Source organism: Selenomonas sp. oral taxon 892 str. F0426 (genome assembly GCF_000468035.1).
Lineage (GTDB): Bacteria > Bacillota > Negativicutes > Selenomonadales > Selenomonadaceae > Centipeda.
The window spans coordinates 18,436-36,176 of record NZ_KI260523.1; the positions used below are offsets into that span (position 1 = coordinate 18,436).

Annotated in this window: 19 protein-coding genes; 11 read left to right on the forward strand and 8 right to left on the reverse strand. The window is 53.7% G+C overall.

The annotated features are described in order from the left end of the window. Positions 1–6 precede the first annotated feature (6 nt). Entirely contained in the window at positions 7–2,442 is a 2,436-nt protein-coding gene (gene pheT, locus HMPREF1992_RS01060; protein ID WP_021683950.1) for a phenylalanine--tRNA ligase subunit beta, read from the forward strand. Between the two features lie 14 nt (positions 2,443–2,456). After that, positions 2,457–2,714 (forward strand): cell division protein ZapA, encoded by a 258-nt coding sequence (locus HMPREF1992_RS01065; RefSeq protein ID WP_021683951.1) that lies wholly within the window; start codon positions 2,457–2,459, stop codon positions 2,712–2,714. 55 nt (positions 2,715–2,769) lie between these two features. On the opposite strand, the gene HMPREF1992_RS01070 is transcribed toward HMPREF1992_RS01065, so the two are convergent. The 5 genes from HMPREF1992_RS01070 to HMPREF1992_RS11580 all read right to left on the reverse strand — a co-directional run bounded on the left by HMPREF1992_RS01070 (position 2,770) and on the right by HMPREF1992_RS11580 (position 5,258). Next, the gene (locus HMPREF1992_RS01070) at positions 2,770–3,561 is read right to left on the reverse strand and encodes an energy transducer TonB (protein ID WP_021683952.1); all 792 of its coding nucleotides are present in this window, start codon (positions 3,559–3,561) and stop codon (positions 2,770–2,772) included. A 4-nt stretch (positions 3,562–3,565) separates the two neighbouring features. Continuing rightward, entirely contained in the window at positions 3,566–3,973 is a 408-nt protein-coding gene (locus HMPREF1992_RS01075) for a biopolymer transporter ExbD (RefSeq protein ID WP_021683953.1), read from the reverse strand. Beyond that, on the reverse strand, positions 3,973–4,593 hold the full coding sequence (locus HMPREF1992_RS01080; RefSeq protein ID WP_021683954.1) for a MotA/TolQ/ExbB proton channel family protein: 621 nt from the start codon (positions 4,591–4,593) through the stop codon (positions 3,973–3,975). The genes HMPREF1992_RS01075 and HMPREF1992_RS01080 overlap by 1 nt, the downstream gene beginning before the upstream one ends. 25 nt (positions 4,594–4,618) lie before the next feature. Then, positions 4,619–4,804, reverse strand: coding sequence for a hypothetical protein (locus HMPREF1992_RS11575; protein ID WP_037357925.1), 186 nt, complete (start codon positions 4,802–4,804; stop codon positions 4,619–4,621). Between the two features lie 214 nt (positions 4,805–5,018). Further along, positions 5,019–5,258, reverse strand: a complete 240-nt coding sequence (locus HMPREF1992_RS11580) for a hypothetical protein (RefSeq protein WP_021683957.1) — start codon at positions 5,256–5,258, stop codon at positions 5,019–5,021. A gap of 215 nt (positions 5,259–5,473) precedes the next feature. Between HMPREF1992_RS11580 and HMPREF1992_RS01095 the strand changes: the two genes are divergently transcribed. The 5 genes from HMPREF1992_RS01095 to HMPREF1992_RS01115 are packed head-to-tail and all read left to right on the forward strand — an operon-like array spanning position 5,474 to position 9,794. Further along, a complete protein-coding gene (locus tag HMPREF1992_RS01095; protein ID WP_037357928.1) occupies positions 5,474–6,622 on the forward strand; it encodes a PIN/TRAM domain-containing protein in 1,149 nt (382 codons plus the stop codon). Positions 6,623–6,648: 26 nt separating this feature from the next. After that, positions 6,649–7,419 carry a 2-C-methyl-D-erythritol 4-phosphate cytidylyltransferase gene (gene ispD / locus HMPREF1992_RS01100; protein WP_021683960.1) on the forward strand — a complete coding sequence of 257 codons (771 nt, stop codon included), beginning with the start codon at positions 6,649–6,651 and terminating at the stop codon, positions 7,417–7,419. Next, positions 7,416–7,892, forward strand: coding sequence for a 2-C-methyl-D-erythritol 2,4-cyclodiphosphate synthase (gene ispF, locus HMPREF1992_RS01105; protein WP_021683961.1), 477 nt, complete (start codon positions 7,416–7,418; stop codon positions 7,890–7,892). Before ispD ends, ispF begins: the two co-directional genes overlap by 4 nt. Positions 7,893–7,919: 27 nt before the next feature. Continuing rightward, a complete protein-coding gene (locus HMPREF1992_RS01110; protein ID WP_021683962.1) occupies positions 7,920–8,864 on the forward strand; it encodes a nitronate monooxygenase family protein in 945 nt (314 codons plus the stop codon). 15 nt (positions 8,865–8,879) lie between these two features. Beyond that, positions 8,880–9,794, forward strand: coding sequence for a hypothetical protein (locus HMPREF1992_RS01115; RefSeq protein WP_021683963.1), 915 nt, complete (start codon positions 8,880–8,882; stop codon positions 9,792–9,794). A gap of 38 nt (positions 9,795–9,832) precedes the next feature. Here HMPREF1992_RS01115 and HMPREF1992_RS01120 read toward each other — a convergent pair whose 3' ends face one another. Together HMPREF1992_RS01120 and HMPREF1992_RS01125 are read right to left on the reverse strand one after the other, a co-directional pair. Then, entirely contained in the window at positions 9,833–11,590 is a 1,758-nt protein-coding gene (locus tag HMPREF1992_RS01120; RefSeq protein WP_021683964.1) for a nicotinate-nucleotide--dimethylbenzimidazole phosphoribosyltransferase, read from the reverse strand. After that, positions 11,587–13,776 carry a Tex family protein gene (locus HMPREF1992_RS01125; protein ID WP_021683965.1) on the reverse strand — a complete coding sequence of 730 codons (2,190 nt, stop codon included), beginning with the start codon at positions 13,774–13,776 and terminating at the stop codon, positions 11,587–11,589. Before HMPREF1992_RS01125 ends, HMPREF1992_RS01120 begins: the two co-directional genes overlap by 4 nt. Before the next feature lie 187 nt (positions 13,777–13,963). Here HMPREF1992_RS01125 and HMPREF1992_RS01130 point away from each other — a divergent pair, with 187 nt between their 5' ends. Further along, the gene (locus HMPREF1992_RS01130; RefSeq protein ID WP_021683966.1) at positions 13,964–14,416 is read left to right on the forward strand and encodes a Fur family transcriptional regulator; all 453 of its coding nucleotides are present in this window, start codon (positions 13,964–13,966) and stop codon (positions 14,414–14,416) included. 135 nt (positions 14,417–14,551) lie between these two features. Here HMPREF1992_RS01130 and speD read toward each other — a convergent pair whose 3' ends face one another. Continuing rightward, positions 14,552–15,010, reverse strand: coding sequence for an S-adenosylmethionine decarboxylase (gene speD, locus HMPREF1992_RS01135; protein WP_021683967.1), 459 nt, complete (start codon positions 15,008–15,010; stop codon positions 14,552–14,554). 259 nt (positions 15,011–15,269) lie between these two features. Here speD and HMPREF1992_RS01140 point away from each other — a divergent pair, with 259 nt between their 5' ends. Genes HMPREF1992_RS01140 through mreD form a run of 3 tightly spaced genes read left to right on the forward strand, consistent with a single transcriptional unit; the run spans position 15,270 to position 17,736 of the window. Next, positions 15,270–16,304 carry a rod shape-determining protein gene (locus HMPREF1992_RS01140; RefSeq protein WP_021683968.1) on the forward strand — a complete coding sequence of 345 codons (1,035 nt, stop codon included), beginning with the start codon at positions 15,270–15,272 and terminating at the stop codon, positions 16,302–16,304. After that, the gene (gene mreC, locus HMPREF1992_RS01145) at positions 16,301–17,242 is read left to right on the forward strand and encodes a rod shape-determining protein MreC (RefSeq protein WP_021683969.1); all 942 of its coding nucleotides are present in this window, start codon (positions 16,301–16,303) and stop codon (positions 17,240–17,242) included. The genes HMPREF1992_RS01140 and mreC overlap by 4 nt, the downstream gene beginning before the upstream one ends. Further along, positions 17,239–17,736 carry a rod shape-determining protein MreD gene (gene mreD / locus HMPREF1992_RS01150; protein ID WP_021683970.1) on the forward strand — a complete coding sequence of 166 codons (498 nt, stop codon included), beginning with the start codon at positions 17,239–17,241 and terminating at the stop codon, positions 17,734–17,736. Before mreC ends, mreD begins: the two co-directional genes overlap by 4 nt. Positions 17,737–17,741: the final 5 nt, after the last annotated feature.

Sequence of the window (17,741 nt, forward strand, 5' to 3'; positions counted from 1 at the left end):
GGGACTATGCAGGTTTCCATCAAATGGCTGAAAGACTATGTGGACATCGACGAGACAGCAGAGCAAATCGCAGACCGCCTTACGATGGCGGGCGTTCCCGTCGAGCGCATTGTGCGTGCGGATGAGGGGCTCGATAAGGTCATCACGGGGCGCATCGAGAAGATCACACCGCATCCGGATTCCGACCATCTCCTTGTCTGTCAGCTGAACATCGGCAAAGATGAACTGATTCAGATCGTGACGGGTGCATCCAACGTGCGCGAGGGGCATATCGTTCCCGTCGCAACGGTTGGTTCTGTCCTGCCCGATGGGAAGAAGATATCGAAGGGCAAACTGCGCGGCATTGCCTCAAACGGCATGATGTGCTCAGCGGGAGAGCTTGCTATTGATACCGAGGGGCTGCCCGAGGAGCAGGTGAACGGCATCTACATCCTGCCTGCGGATACGCCTGTCGGAATTCCTGGAGCTGAGGCGCTTGGTCTGGATGATGTTGTTCTCGAGTTCGAGCTGACAGCGAACCGTGCGGACTGCTTCAGCGTCATTGGCATTGCACGCGAGATCGCAGCGCTGACGGGAAAGGAACTGCGTTTTCCGACGATCAAAGTGGGAGAGACAGCTCCGGAGAGTGCCGACGAACTTGTACACATCGGCATCGAGGCAGAGGAACTCTGCCGCCGCTTCTCTGCGCGTGTCCTGCGCGATGTGAAGATTGGGCCCGCACCCGCATGGATGGCGGACCGCCTGCGCGGAGCGGGGATTCGCTCCATTAACAATGTGGTCGACGTCACTAATTTTGTCATGCTCGAACTCGGACAGCCGCTCCACGCTTATGACTATGACGCTGTCGCAGGACACAGCCTCACGGCGCGTCGTGCGCGTGCGGGGGAGAATCTGCATACATTGGATGATTCAAGCCGTGTCGCTGTCGGCGATGAGCTCGTCATTGCCGACAGCGAAAAGCCCGCGGGGCTTGCGGGCATCATGGGCGGGCTGGAGTCCGAGATCACGGAGGGCACTACTTCGGTCATCCTCGAGGCAGCATCCTTCCATGGCCCGACGATTCGCCGAACGGCACGACGCATCGGACTGCACTCTGAGTCCTCGAGCAGGTTCGAGCGCGGTGTCGATGAGACGGAGACCGTGCGTGCAGTGACGCGAGCCGCACAGCTGCTCGTCGAGATGGGGGCGTGCAAGGTAGCGAAGGGCGTGGTCGATGTCTATCCGAAGCATCGCGTTCCGACCGTCCTCGAGTTCAGCGCCCGTGCTGTCGGAGAACGCATTGGAGCAAACATTCCCGGCGACTGGATGGCATCGGCACTCCGTTCGCTCGGCTTCATCGTCGAGGAGAAAGGCGTTGAGGTCTATCACGTTGCTGTGCCTTCGTGGCGCAGCGATGTAACGATGATGGAGGACATCTCCGAGGAGATTGCGCGTCTCTACGGTTACGACAACATTGCTTCGCGCCTCCCGATGGGGGCGGTGCAGCAGGGCAGGACGAGCGAGCGGCAGGACTTTGTCGACCTTATGCGCGGGACACTCGCCGCGCTCGGTATGACGGAGGAGCTTTCATTCAGCTTTACGAGTGAGAAAACCCTCGACAAGCTTGCAGTTCCCGAGGACAGCTCGCTTCGTCAGGCAATTCCCATCATGAACCCACTCACGGACGAGTATCCGCTCATCCGTACGACTCTTCTCACAAGCATTCTCGAAAATGCGGCGCGCAACGTTGCGCGCAAGAACATGGATCTGCGGCTCTTTGACATCGCGCCCGTGTTCTTCCCGAAGGCGCTGCCCGTCACGGAGCTTGCAAACGAGAAGCTCATGGTTGCAGGGCTGATTACGGGACGCCGCAACCCGATTGCATGGGATACAGACAACGCGCAGGTCGATTTCTACGATATGAAGGGGATTCTCGAGCGATTCCTCACGTCAATCGGCGTGCAGAAGTACACAGTGGAGCGCGGCGAACACTTTGCGATGCACCCCGGCAAGACAGCGCTGTTCAAGAAGGGGCGCGACGTAATCGCAACCCTCGGTGAGATTCATCCGACCGTCGCCGCGAATTTCGGCATCGTGCAGAGCGTCTACGTCTTTGAGATGGAGGTCGACACCCTCCTGCGCTATCGTAAGAAGAAAAATACGATTACGTCGCTGCCGAAGTATCCGGCGTCGACGCGCGACCTCGCCATCCTCGTAGATGCGGGGCTTACAACAGCGGAGATCGAGCGCGTTATCGCGAAGAAGGGCGGCAAGTTCTTCCGCGGTGCGACGCTCTTTGATGTCTATATGGGCAAGCAGGTCGGGAGCGGCAAGAAGAGCATGGCGTTCCATCTGCATTTCCAGTCCGATGACAAGACCCTGACCGATGAGGAAGTGGATGCGGCATTTGCGGACATCCTCGAGGCGGCACAGAGTCAGCTTCACGCAGAGCTGCGTGCATAGGGGCGGTGAGAGCCATGGCAGAGGAGAAAAAGCAGCCCCAGCGGGTTGTGATCGAGATGTTTGGGCAGACCTACCAGCTCAAGACGGATGATCCAGAACGGCTCAAGCGTCTTGCGGCAGAGAGTGATCGACGGATCAAGGAGATGTCGAAGAAGGTGCGCAGCTTCGACGTGCAGCGCATCGCTGCACTCACTGTCCTGCAGATGATGGATGAGTATGAGCAGCTGCAGCGGGACTATGATGAGCTTGTGCAGCTGCTTGAGGAAAAATAATTGCAATAAAATAGCTGTGGCGGAAAAATTCCATCACAGCTATTTTATTGCAATTTTATCGAATACTAAAGCTGACGTTTGTGGTGACAGATACCGTTCCGCCCGTGGGGTTTGGGTAACTGCCGACGGCGTATGCCGCTGCAACTGCAGCATCGTCAAGGATGCCATGTCCTGAGGAGGAGGCAACCGAGACACTCGTGATTGCACCAGAGGCGCTGATCGTCGTGACGATTGTCGTCGTACCTTCGAGGCGGCGCTTCATCGCCATGTAGGGGTATTCCTTGTTCGCGTTGACTGCCGCCCAGAACCCGTTTGTATCAAATGGTGCACTGCCCGTACCGGAGACATTGCCGTCGCCCGAGCCCTGTCCTGCGCCCGAACCGTCACCGATACCGTGACCATCTCCTGTACCGTCGCCCGTGCCAGTTCCTGTACCTGAGCCGCTGCCGCCGCCCGTGCCCGTGCCGTCGCCCGTCTCAGAGGACGAGGCGACAGATGATGTGGATGCATCCGTGCTTGATGAGGGCGCCTGCGGAACATTAACTGCATCCGGTGTCGGGACAGCCGTCTCGGTCGGTGTGGTGACGGGGACGGTCTGCTGCACCGTCTCGACGCGCTTTGCCACTTCCTCCGCCTTGAGGGGTTCGGGGAAGAGGTTCTCTGCGCCCCCGCCGCCGCCTGCGTGCCCACTGCCCTGACTGAAATCAGATGCCTGCAGGTCGATCTCGTAGACCTGCTCCTTTTCGGCAACCACGACGGCAAGGCCGATGGCGAAGAGGATGAAGACGACGAGATGAACGGCGGCAGAGACGATATAGGCCTTTCTCCATGAGAGGTGTTGATCCATATATCTATCCCTTCTGCTGCGCGGCAATCGAGAGCCGTTTTACCCCCGCTCCTTTGAGCATATCCATCACGGCAACGACCTGACCGTGTGCCGTACGCTTGTCCGCCTGCAGGACGACCGCCGCATTCGGGTTCTCCTGCATATGGCGCTTCATGATTTCCGCAGATTCCGCGATGCTCACGGGATTGTTGTCAATTGTGATATGCCCCTCTTCGTCTATCGTCATGATGATGGGAAGCTGTGCAGGCGCGGTCGCAGACTGTGCCTGCGGGAGCTGAACGGCAAGCGCTTTTTGTGCGACCGTCTGCAGGCTGTTCATCATGAAGAAAACGAGCAGAAAGAAGATGATATCGATCATCGGAATAATCATGAACTCCGGCTTCTTCTTCAAACGGTGATTGCTAAAATTCATTATGCATCCCAGCTTTCTTTCTTCGCAGTGACAATCGTCGCGCACAGACGCTCCGTATCCGTCACGACTGTGTCGAGCTGATGGCTGAAGTAGGTGTAGACGCAGAATGCAATGATTGCGACGCAAAGACCCGATGCCGTCGCAACAAGGGCCTCGCCAACACCGCCCGTAATTGCGGCTGCGCCGCCGCCTGCGTCGAGGACGCTGAACGTCTGGATCATACCCGTGACCGTGCCGAGCAGACCAAGCAGCGGGGCAATCGTGACGATTGCACTCAGATAGTCGAGATAGCGGCGGAAGTTGATCGACTCCATCGACATGCGATCCGAGAACGAGCCCTTCATTGAAATCTCTGTGCCGGCATTCTCCATGCCGCTCTCAATGATGCGGCTGATGGCGGAGGGGAACTCCTTGCAGAGCTTGCCGATGGTGTTAAAGTCCTTCTGCACAGCAGCGTGATAGACCCCGTGGAAGAACACACGCGAACCCTTGCGATTGATGCGGTAGTAGTAGAAGCGTTCCACTGCAATCGCAAACGTAATCAGCGAGAGAATGAGCAGGGGGTACATAACCAACCCACCGCTGTGAAAGAGATGTACTGCACTTTCAAAACCTGACATAAAATTGACTCCTTTATTATAAAAGTTAGAACATCATGCGCATACCAAAGCGGCAGATGCGCCCGCCCATACCGAGATACAGGTCGTATTGGTTGAACAAATTTGTGATGTGGGTGTAGAACGTGAGGAAGTTGTGGCAGGATTCCTCGATCATCAGATTCCACAAGCCGTAGATCAGGGCGATCTTTTCGTGAGAGAGGGTGCCCCTCAAGACAATTGCCCACCTGACAATCACGTACACCGAGGCAGGTGCAGCCTGCCTTGATAGTGAAGTTGCTGCACCGTAGTATTTGCTGAGACCTCCCGCGAGTCTGCGACCATCGACGAGAATGAGCGTGCGGCGTGGTTCAGCGCCGCGGATGTCAATGATCTTTTATCACTTGTTGTTCGTGCCTCCCTGCTCCGCCGCGAGGGCATTCGAGAGCTTATGCGGCTTCCTGCGATCGAGATCGGCATCGGGAATGGTCGTCTTGGTATAGGGGGGCGTTCTTGAGCATCTCTTTATCGAAGTCCACGTCCACATGAATGCCTTCTGCAAAGTTTGATTTGTCGCTCCCAACGCCAGCGTCCTCTGCTGCATGGCCGTGCATCGCACCGAGACGGGCGAGCACGGCTGCGGTCAGCAAGGCATATCGCCCTTGTTTCATTTTTCCTTTGAATGACATATGGCAAATATATCCTTTCATCCATGATAAATAATATGAACACGATTATCATTATAGGACGATACAGACGGATGTCAATAGGAAAATACTACATTATTGATGTTCTTGTCAGAGGTGTGTTTTGACAATGCGAACTTTTTTTATTATACTAAAAGAGTTGAGAAGAACTCTATTGACAGAGGTTCTAAACCTGCTCATACGAGGGGGGTGAATGTTTGTTATTCGATCGTGTATTACGGTTTTTCATCGTGCTCATGATGGCGATTATTGGAGGAACCCTCTTCGAACTTGTGATACCATCGGTGAGTGAGTATTTCTCTGCGCCGTTTTGGCATGTCGAGTTTGGTGTACTTGGCCTTTCTCCAGCGGGGCTCGTCTGTATTCTATTTGGCACGGTTCTCGGCGGGATGATTGGCTATCCGCTCGCTCCATTCTTCACAGGACGCCTTCGGCGCTTCTCTGTATGGGTGGAGGTACAGCTTGGCAAAATGCCAACCAGGGATGTAATCGCAGGGGCAATCGGACTTTTTATTGGACTCATCATTGCGCGCCTTCTCGGCGATTCGTTCTCTATGATACCGATTGTCGGCGACTATATTCCTATTATGTTCAGCATTGTGCTTGGCTATCTCGGCGCTCACATCATGGTGAAGAAGCAGGAGGAGCTGGCGGCCGTCTTTGACTTCATCCCGCGTTTTCGGCGTGAGATGGCTCGCGCACGTGAGGTACGTGCATCCTCACAGGTGATGGCACAACCTCAGCAGACAGAGCGTCAGTATAAACTGCTCGATACGAGCGTCATCATTGACGGACGTATTGCAGATATCTGCGAGACAGGGTTTCTCGAGGGGACTCTTCTTATCCCCGTCTTCGTCCTGGAGGAACTGCAGCATATTGCAGACTCAGCGGATTCGCTGAAACGTGTGCGTGGACGGCGAGGACTTGATATTCTGCAAAAGATTCGCAAGGAATCGCGTATGAAGGTGGAGGTTACGGAGGCGGACTTCGAAGATATCACCGAGGTAGACTCCAAGCTGCTCCAGCTTGCCCAGGAGGTCGGCGGGAAAATCATTACGAACGACTTTAACCTGAATAAGGTGGCACAGCTGCGTGGTGTTCCCGTGCTGAACATCAATGCGCTCTCAAATGCAGTGAAACCAGTCGCAATTCCAGGCGATCTGATGACGGTTCAGATTGTTCGTCCAGGTAAGGAGCATGGGCAGGGACTGGCCTATCTCGATGACGGAACGATGATCGTTGTAGACGGCGGATTTCGCTGTATGAATGAAGTTGTTCCTGTGGAGGTGACCTCTGCGCTTCAGACAGCGGCAGGTCGTATGATCTTTGCTAAGCTGACGCGGTGATCGCATGGAGCACAGGAGGGGAATGTATGGTTAGTGTGATTTTTCCTGCGGCGGGACAGGCGCATCGAATGCAGGCAGGGCTGAATAAGGTTTTTTTGACCCTTGCCGGCAAGCCGATGCTTCTGCGGACGCTGCTCACGTTTTCCAAGGTGCCTGAGGTCGGCGAGTTGATTGTTGCTGTTGGTGCAGATGAGATGGACGCAGTGCAGGGGCTCCTCAGTCGCGTCAAAGGTCTTGCTCCATGGCGTGTTGTCGAGGGCGGCACGGAGCGACAGTATTCTATCCGCAATGGTCTAGCACTTGTCTCAGAAAAGGCGGATATTGTTCTTGTTCATGATGCGGCACGCCCCTTGATACGACGTGAGACGATCGAGGAAGTCATCCGCGTTGTGCGTGCGGAAGGGGCAGCGATTGTCGCCGTTCCGGAGAAGAATACGATCAAAATTGCGTCTGAGGACGGTGTTGTCGTATCGACGCCGCCGCGCAGCACACTCTGGCAGGTGCAAACACCGCAGGGGTTCCATAAGGATATTCTGATCGAAGCGAATCGCCGTGCAGACGAGGACAATTTTCTTGGGACGGATGATGCGAGCCTCGTCGAGCGCATCGGCGTTCCTGTCCATATCGTGAGGGGAGAATACAGCAACATCAAGGTGACGACGCCCGAGGATATGGTGATTGCGGAGGCAATCCTGCGCAATGACATGGGGGCGGGCGAGCTTATGAAGACTGCCGTTAATGAGGCAAAGCGCCTGCTTGGCGGAGTTGTGCGGCGACGCAAGGAGGATGGAGAATGACGCGGTTTGGCATTGGCTATGATGTACATCGTCTTGCTGAAGGTCGCAGGCTCATCATTGGCGGTGTAGATATATCCTATGAGAAAGGCCTGCTCGGACACTCGGATGCCGATGTGCTGCTCCATGCCATCTCGGATGCATTGCTCGGAGCAGCGGCGCTCGGTGATATTGGAAAGCATTTCCCCGATACGGATGAGCGCTTTGCTGGGGCAGACAGCGGGAAACTGCTCGCCAAGGTTGCACGTCTTGTCCGTGCTGAAGGCTATGCTATCGGCAATGTTGATGCAACGATTGTCGCGCAGGCACCGAAACTCCAGCCGCATATTCCTATGATGCGAGACAATATTGCGCACTTGCTTGACATCCCTGTAGGCGATGTCAATGTCAAGGCAACCACAGAGGAGCGCCTCGGATTTACGGGCGCCGGAGAAGGGATGTCCGCCTATGCCGTTGCAGGCATCGAGCGTATATAATAAACATAGTGTTATGGAGGGATTATTATGGCAAATCGTTTAAAAGAACTTTTGGGGATTGAGATTCCTGTACTGCAGGGCGGTATGGCATGGATTTCTGAGGCAAACCTCACGGCTGCTGTCTCAAATGCAGGTGGTGCCGGTATTATTTCAACAGGTGGTCGTACGACAGAGTTTACGCGTGACGAGATTCGCCGCTGCCGCACGATGACCGATCGTCCGTTCGGTGTGAATGTTATGCTTATGGCGCCGAACAAGGACGAAATTGTGGATGTCATCTGTGAGGAGAAGCCGGCGTTCGTCACACTTGGTGCGGGCAATCCCGTCCCATATTTTGAAAAGCTTCATGCAGCAGGAGTGAAAGTCATTCCGGTCGTCCCGAGTGTCAAGCTCGCTAAGCGCGTGGAGGAAAAGGGAGCAGACGCCATCGTTGTCGAGGGCATGGAGGCTGGCGGTCATATTGGCGTGCTCTCCACGCTGCCGCTGATGGAGCAGGTTATTCCTGAGGTAAAGCTGCCGGTCATCATGGCGGGTGGATTTGGGGATGGACGCGGGCTTGCAGCGGCACTTCTGATGGGGGCATCGGGGATTCAGATGGGAACACGCTTCCTCGTTTCAGAGGAGTGTGTTGTGCATCCGAATGTCAAGGCAAAGCTGATCGAGGCTGTAGATACGGATACGATCGTGACGGGATCCACCATTGGCGGTTCTGTCCGTGGCGTCAAGAACAAGTTCTCTGAGGAGTTCGTTGCCCTAGAGTTCTCTGGCAAGGCTACGCGCCAAGAGCTGCTTGATCGTGCTACTGGCACGAACAAACTTGCAGCAGTGGATGGCGATGTTGTCAACGGCATGGTACAGGCGGGTGAAACATTGACGCTGCTGCGTGAGGTCGAGCCGGTGAAGGTGATCCTTGACCGCATCGTACGCGAGGCTCGTGAGACGCTTGCAAATGCAAAGGCAATTGAGCTGTAAGAGGTAAACAAGCGAATGGGTACGGATGAACTGACACGGATTCATGAACTCGCGAAGCGGGTCACGCTTCTCGAAAAGATGGCGCTGCGTCAGCAGAGCCGTATCGACGAACTAATTGAGCGTTTGGAGCAAGTGGAACGCGGCGCGGGACGGACGGGTGAGCGAAAAGAGCATCCGAAAGTAGAGCATGCTGCCGCTGAGGAAAATGCAGCCGCACACCACACCATTCCCTCTGTGAGTGATCTTCTCGATGAAGAGCTGAAGCGCGATTTATCACGCGCCTATACTGGTGCATCGGCTCCGCCACCCCCTTCGGAACAACAGCTGCAGACCAAAGCAACGAATGCAATGGAGCGCGCTGCAGGAACCTATGCACGTGCGACGGGCGGCAAGGAAGCAGCACCGAGCGACCGTGCCAAGCAAAATGAAGCTGCACGAAAAAAAGCTGCCGAGGCTGCTTTGGAGCAGATCCCCGTGCATGAACTGCGTGAGCGCACTCCTGCCGAACGGACTGCAGACTATGTGCGGGACTATAATGCGCTCTATGAAGTGCAGGGGACCATGTTTCAGAAGAAAAAAGCGCAGGATGATTTCATCAAGCTTTATGAGGTTCAGGGAATGCGCTGCACGAATATGCAGCTCCGCCTCAGTCGTCCTGAGCTTGAACCGCGCTTTGTCGCCGTTACGCCCACCCGTGATGCGGATTTTTGGGGAATGCCCCTTGGAAATGCTCTTTTCGCCGTTGTGCCGAACCCCTTTCTAGTCTATGGTGAGGAGATGCATATGGCTGGCGGCATGCGTGAGGCATTCAACTCAAACTATCGTGCGGGAAACACCTTTGGGAGGTTCACGGTCAAAGATGCTGCGACGTTCCAGTTTGGAACGATTGGCAAGGTGTTTAAACGAGGACTTCTCGAGGCGGAGCTGTAGCAAAAAAATAAGGCAGAAGTATTCTGCCTTATTTTTTGCTATTCACGAACCTGACGTCCTGCACCGACACCGTCGATTGCAACGGCAACACTTGTCTCGGTAAAGGTCTTCATGTCATTCAGGGCATGGAGGGCGGCGCGCACGTTCTCCATACCGAGAAGTCCCGCTGCGCCGACAGCGAGTGGTGCATCAATTGTGAGCATTGCCGGGAGGACGTGGAGGATATGCGCGCGTATTACGGCATCCTCCTCCACACGGCACGCGGCGCGTTCTGCCTCTGCATCACCGGGAAGGATGAGACTGCTGCCCGCCGCTGCTCCTCGCAGTGCGTCAGCAAGAATTGCCTGTGCTGTTCTGTTGCCGTCAAACTCACCTGTGCCGAGAATGAGAAGGGGGTGTGTGCGGGCAAGATCATATGCTGCTCGATATGCGTCGCTCTCCGTTTCGGCCGTGCAGAGGATATGGACGGAAATGTCTGTCCCTGTGGTGAGCGCCGTGAGCAGCTGCTCGTGCTGCTTGGACAGATCTCTCTGTGTGACGAGGAGGAGGGCGGCACGTGCGTCAATGGGAGGACGCTCGTTCGCCATCGTTCCAGCAAGCTGGACAGCAATGCGCTCGAGGTGGCCGAGGCTGTGAATGGGCTTTGCGAGATTGTCGAGGCGGTATTGGCATGCATCCATTGCGGCTTGGTCGGGGAGAGAGGGAGCCGCTTTCTCCGCTTGTGGACAAAGTGGAACGCACCGCGAGCCAATAGGGGAATCATCCTTTGCAGATATATCTACTGTTTCCCACACGTTCAACATGTGTCCTAACATCCGCAGGGCAATCGATGATCCTGCCGCCTCGCTCAGGCGGATGTCGAGGCGCAGCATGGGGGTGAGCCCAAGGTGACGGAGTGCATGCGGATGCGAGTGCTCTGTCAGTGAAGCATGAGAGGCAAGAAGGTAGTGGGTGCATGACGGAGCAAGAGCATGTGCAACGAGTGCTGCGGAGGTCGTATTTGCGCCGTCGAGAATGACAAGCATGCCACGTGCGGCACTGCCAAGGATCAGCCCTGCAATGCAGCCAAGCTCAAAACCGCCAACCTTGCTGAGGACATCCAGACCGTCGTGCGGGTCAGGAAGGTTGATCTCGAGTGCGCGACGGACAATCTCAACCTTGTGTGCGAGACGTTCATCGGAGATGTTAGCACCACGCCCTGTGACCTCCTCGGGTATCAGTCCAAGAAACGATGCAACAATGGCTGCACTCGAGGTCGTATTGGAGATCCCCATCTCTCCAGGCAGAATACAGCGATCGCCTGCATCTGCGCATTCATTTGCAAGGGCAATGCCCGTTTCTATGGATGCAATTGCCTGAGCACGGGTCATAGCAGGGCCCTTTGTCATATTCATTGTACCGCGGGCAATGCTGTGATGACGCAGGCCTGGAATATCTGTGCTTTCTGTATTGACACCGAGATCAGCGACAATCAGATCTGCGCCCGCATAGTTTGCTGCAGCATTTGCCGCACCCCCGCGTGCGATGAGATAGTTGCACATCATATTCAGCGTCGTCTCAGGTGGATATGCACTAACACTTTCAGCGGCGACACCATGGTCGGCACAGGAGATTACAACCCTTGTCTGTGGATGTGCGGGGTGACGCTCGCCTGTTATGCGGATATACCGAAGGAGGGCGGCTTTCAATCGCCCAAAGTCTACACTCATTTTTTTTGTAAATGCTGCGTCAACACTTTCGGCAGCTGTCGGATCTGGGATACGTATGGAGCTAATCGTGTGTTCAAGAAGATTCATGCCCGTGATTTTTCCTTTTTTATGCGTTTGAGAGAGAGGCCAATGCGGCCCCGTTCCTCGTCAATGTTGATAATCATAACATCAAGTGCCTCGCCAACGGAAACAACATCAAGCGGGTGACGCACACGGCGATGACTCATCTCCGAGATGTGAAGGAGTCCTGCCTGCTTCAGACCAATATCGATGAAAGCGCCAAAATCTGTAATGTTGCGTATGGTACCGGGGAGGATGGTTCCAACAGAGAGGTCGGAGAGCTTTACAATATTCTGTCGCATAAGAGGAGGAGGAAGTTCTTCCCTCGGATCACGGCCAGGGCGCGCGATTGCTTTTAGAATATCCGTGACGGTTGGAACTCCGGCTCCAAGTTGATTTGCGAGCACCTCAGGCGGTATTTGTGAGGTTTTAAGGGCGAGTGATGGGAGTTTTGTACGCTCACGCAGATCGTCCTCTGTCGCACCGAGCTCTTTCAATATTGAGCGTGCGAGTCCGTAGGATTCCGGATGAACCGCAGTGCTGTCAAGCGGTGTTTCTCCCTCATAAATACGCAGAAAGCCTGCGCATTGGGTGAAGGCAGCTTCGCCGAGACGAGATACCTTGAGAAGCGTCTTGCGGTTTGTAAAGCGTCCGTTCTTGTTGCGATAGGTGACAATGTTTTTTGCAATGGAGGAGTTTATGCCCGCGATACGGTTTAGCAGAGCGGGTGATGCGGTGTTAAGATCAACACCGACATGGTTTACGGCGTCTTCCACCGTGGCGTCCAATGTCTCCTTGAGCTGCTTTTGGCTGACATCGTGCTGATACTGTCCAACGCCGATTGCCTGTGGGTCAATCTTTACAAGTTCGGCAAGCGGATCCTGTACACGGCGCGCGATAGAGACTGCACCGCGGATCGTAACATCGTAGTCAGGCAACTCCTCCTTTGCGAGCTGCGAGGCAGAGTAGACGGAGGCTCCTGCCTCATTTGTGATAAGATAATGCACGTTTTTGAGATCGTAATCCCGAATAAGCGCAGCAACGAACTGCTCCGTTTCATAGGATGCCGTACCATTGCCAATGGAGATGAGTGTCACGTTGTGTGTACGGATGAGTTTTAGGAGCACCTGAGCTGCAGATTGACGTTCTCCGTCACTCTTTGTGACCTGAATGACCCCGCTTGCGAGTACATTGCCTGTCGCGTCGACAAGAGCGACCTTGCATCCGGTGCGATAGCCTGGGTCTAGCCCGAGTACAGTATGTCCCACCAGCGGAGGCTGAAGGAGAAGCTGGCGAAGGTTGTGACCAAATATCGTGATGGCTTTTTCCTCAGCTGCTTCGGTTAGCTGTGTGCGCAGCTCACGCTCAAGAGAAGGCACGAGCAGGCGCTTGTATCCATCCTCGACCGCTGCGTGCAGTTCATCTGAGAAAATCGAGGGATGTGCATAAATCCGTTTGTATATCCACGTGATATTTGCTTCATGATCAATGGCAATGCGCACAGAGAGGCAATTTTTCTTTTCACCGCGGTTGATGGCAAGAATGCGATGAGAGGGGAGTGTACGGACAGGTTCCGTGTAACCGTCGTACATCTGAAAGACCTGCGCATCCTCAGCATCCGTATTCAGGGTCGTCTCTAGGGCAGCACCCTTCCAAAATCGTTCACGTGCAAGGCGGCGAAGCTCAGCGTCGTCCATTATGGTTTCGGCAAGAATGTCACGTGCTCCTGCAAGAGCGGCAGCAGTGTCTGGAACTTCCTTTTCGGTGTCTACATATGGAATGGCATAATCCTCTGGCGTTCCCTTTGTCACCTGCTGGAGCAGTATGGCATTTGCCAACGCATCGAGTCCTCGTGCACGTGCAATGGATGCGCGGGTGCGTTTTTTTTGTTTATAGGGACGGTAGAGATCCTCAAGGCGTTGGAGTTTCTCCGCTGTCTCAATCTCCGCACGCAGTTCGTCGGTCAGCTTTCCCTGTTCCTCAATGCGTGCGAGTATTTCCTCCTGACGGGTGACGAGGCTGCGCAAATAGTTCAAACGTGTTTCCAGTTGACGCAGCGTTTCGTCCTCGAGTGAGCCGGTCGCCTCCTTGCGATAACGTGCAATGAACGGGATGGTATTCCCCTCATCAAGAAGAGTGATGGCGGACTCGACCTGCTGTCGGCGGATGGAGAGTTCCTCTGCGATCACAGCGGGAATCTCGGAGATACGCATGAGATCAGACCTTTCTTTCACTTGATTTTATGTTTCCCTATTATAGCATGATTTTTGAAGAGCGTAAAAGGAGAGGATTCTGTATAAAGAAGATGATGGGACTATTGACAGGAGTTTTTGAATAGAGTATTATGATACATAAATAATAATGATTTTAGTTTTGAGAACATGAAAAGTAGGAACAATTATGAGTGAACACATGATGTTGACCCTGGGCGAAGTGACGGATATTTTGCGTCAAAATAAGAAAAAAGTGACGCCGCAGCGGCTTGCTGTTTATTCGGTGTTGGCTTCGTCGAAGGAACATCCTACGGCAGAAGCGCTGTATAAGGAGCTCCGCCCCAACTACCCGACGATGAGTCTTGCGACCGTTTATAAGTCGCTTGACGCATTCTGTGAGATCGGCATTGTGCGGGAGTTGAACGTGGGGGAGGAAGCCTTCCGTTATGATGCGGATATCTCAGCACATCCACATGTTCGCTGCATTGCCTGTGACAAAGTCTCAGATGTTCCCATCGCTTCGCTTCCCTCGCTTGACAAGAATGTCTCAGCGGTGACAGGATATCGCATTGTTTCTCAGCAGATGTATTTCTTCGGCTATTGCCCGGAGTGTCAGCAGGTGAATGCGTCAGACAACTGATCAGATACCGCTCGATGGTTTGTAAACCTTACGCTCTTCGATCGAATCACTTGATAAGGTCTGATGAAGTATTTGAAAACAAAAAGTGACATGGCCTCCTTCTTAGAGAGGACATGTCACTTTGTATTTGTACTGTTATCCGCGATTGCGGCGAGCGAGGATGCGGATGACCTTTGCTCCCGTACTTTTAATTTTACGGATGGGGGCTACACGTGTTGTGGTCTTTGGGCGAATCTCGGCAGGGGAACGGAAATCGCCGCGCCGCAGATGGGTACTCTTTGTTTTCTCTGGCTGCAGTGCTTTGCGCATGACTTGGGCAATTGGGTCAAGTGCGGCATCTTCCGCACAAAGATAGATGTCCAGTGAGACATGACGCAGCTCTGGGTGTGTGTGGAGTGCAAGGTGTCCGTCCGGCAGAAGTGCCATCAGGGAGATGTGGCCGCTTTCCTGTACATCGCTGATGATTTGCAGGGGGATAAGATCAAGTTCTCTGAGAGCCTGGGAGACTTTTGTGCGCAATGCATCTTCATCGCTGCATTTTTCTGCTTTGCAATTATAAAAATCCACTGTCAACAATCTTGACTGAATATCCATTCGCATCCGTCTCCTTATGCAGTTTATATAATTATTTTTATTATAGAGGAAAGGCGCACATCCGTCAAGGAATATGGTCAGATCGTCCTAAATGACATAAATGGAAGAAGAATTGCATGTCAATCCATCCGTTCCCCCTAAAAATCTCATGGAAAAATAAACTTGCTTATGCTATACTGATTCTGCACGTCTGATAGGCAGTGCATATGGAATTATAGAGCAGATACATCTCATCTGGTGGAAGGAGACTCCATTTACAATGTTTGGTCTTTTTGGTGGACACGATATGGGGATTGACCTCGGTACGGCAAATACGTTGGTGCATGTCAAGGGGCGCGGAATCGTTCTGAGAGAGCCGTCCGTTGTTGCGATAAAGAGTGATTCGGGGGATGTGCTTGCGGTAGGCGAAGAAGCAAAGCAGATGATTGGGCGCACGCCTGGCAATATCGTTGCAATCCGTCCAATGAAGGATGGTGTCATTGCAGACTTCGATGTGACGCAGGCGATGCTGAAATATTTCATTCGCAAGGCGATGCGAGCGAAATCATTTGTACGCCCTCGTGTTGTGGTTGGAGTTCCCTCAGGTGTTACAGAGGTGGAGAAACGTGCCGTGATTGATGCCGCACAGCAGGCCGGAGCACGTGAGGCCTATCTGATCGAAGAGCCAATGGCTGCCGCAATCGGTGCGGGACTTCCTGTGGAGGAAGCAACGGGAAGTATGGTCGTTGATATCGGTGGAGGTACGACAGAGATTGCTGTGATCTCGCTTGGCGGCATTGTGACGAGTCGCTCCATTCGTATTGGCGGTGATGAAATGGATTCGTCCATCGTGCAGTATATCAAACGAATGTATAATCTTATGATTGGTGAGCGTACAGCAGAGGAAATCAAGATCACCGTTGGGACGGCTATCGTGACTCCAGATACTGACCGGACGATGGATATTCGCGGGCGAGATCTGGTGAGCGGTCTGCCAAAGACGCTGACCATCCATGCGAAGGAGATTCGTGAGGCGCTGAATGAGCCAATCTACAAAATCATCGATGCAGTGAAAGGAACTCTTGAAAAGACTCCGCCGGAGCTCGCTGCCGATGTCATGGATCACGGTATCATGATGACAGGCGGCGGTGCTCTCCTCATGAATCTGGATAAACTCCTCTCCCATGAGACTGGCATGCCAGTATTGGTATCCGAGGATGCACTTTCCTGTGTCGGCGAAGGAACGGGACGGACGCTTGAAAACATTGGCCTGCTCAAGAATGTTGTTATGTCCTCGAAGAAATTGAAGCAATGATTGACCGAATTGGACGGGCAAGGCAGGCGGGACGCAAGATCTGGGCATTGCTTTTCGTCCTGCTTGCGCTTTTCTGTGTTATTTTCTTTGCTGCGCGCGGTCGCTTTCAGGCGACTGCGTCGACCAATACCGTGGGTACTGTGTTGGCGCCCTTTGAGATGGCCTTTTCCTATCTGGGGCAGCAGGTTCATCGTGTGACAGCGAATCTCTGGGAAATCGCTACGGTCCACGAGCAGAATAAGATGCTCAAGAATGAGATCGAACAGCTGCGGCAGCAGAACACGATGGCAGAGGAATATGCGGCGGAAAATGCACGTCTGCGTGAACTTCTTGCGTATAAGCAGTCAGCACAGCAGTTTGATCTCCTTGCCGCGCGTGTGATCGGGAGGGATGCAGCACTCTGGACGAGTACGATCGTTGTAGATCGTGGTTCGAAGGACGGGGTGCGTGAGAACATGCCTGTGGTGACAGGCAAGGGGCTTGTGGGACGTGTGACGGAGGTTGCTCCGATCTCGTCTAAAGTTCAGCTGATCCTAGATGTGCGCTCCTCTGTTGGGACTCTCGTTCAGCGTACAGAATCTCGTGTGACAGGAATTGTCACGGGGACGATGGACAATCCCTATATGCCACAGATGGTAAACATTCCGCGCAATGCGGATGTCAAGGATGGTGATGTTGTCATTACCTCCGGATTCGGCGGGATCTATCCCAAGGGGATTCCTATAGGGCAGATTGTTTCCCAGCACAGTGATGACACTGGCCTCTTAAAGGTTGCATTGCTCGAGACGGCAGTGGATTTCCAGCGGCTCGAAGATGTTGCGATCATCACAGCATCACGAGAGGCACCGCCGGAGCCGATTCAGCCCATGCCGCTAAGTCCAGGTGCAGCAGCGGCGGCGCAGATCTCTGCAACACAGACAAAGGCGGCGGCGCAGTGAAGAGATATAAATTCTTTATCTTGTTTTTTGTGGTGCTCTTTATTCTCCAATTGTCTTTTTTGCCGCTCATCGCTGTGTATGGCGTGGTGCCTGACCTACTCCTTTTGGCGACCGTTTCCTATGCGTTTCTGCGCGGCAGTGTCTGGGGCGGATTCGTTGGCTTTCTTTTGGGAATGATGGAAGATCTCAGTGTAGGTTCGTTTTTTGGTCTGCATGCCTTTACATTGACTCTCATTGGTCTTTTCTTCGGACGATTTTCCGACCGCGTGTTCAAGGAGCAGTTCTTCTTACCAATTACAGCATCCTTGGCGGCAACTTTTGCAAAATATGTGATTTCAGCGTTTATCGTGTATTTGCTTGGCTATCATTTCAATCCGTTTTTGCATATGGGGCGCGTACTCCTGATCCTGCTTCTGTTTCAGCTGATCTTTGCGTATCCGATTCATTGGGCAACATTCCATCTCGATAAGCGCATACGCGATCCGAAGCGTTAAAAAAT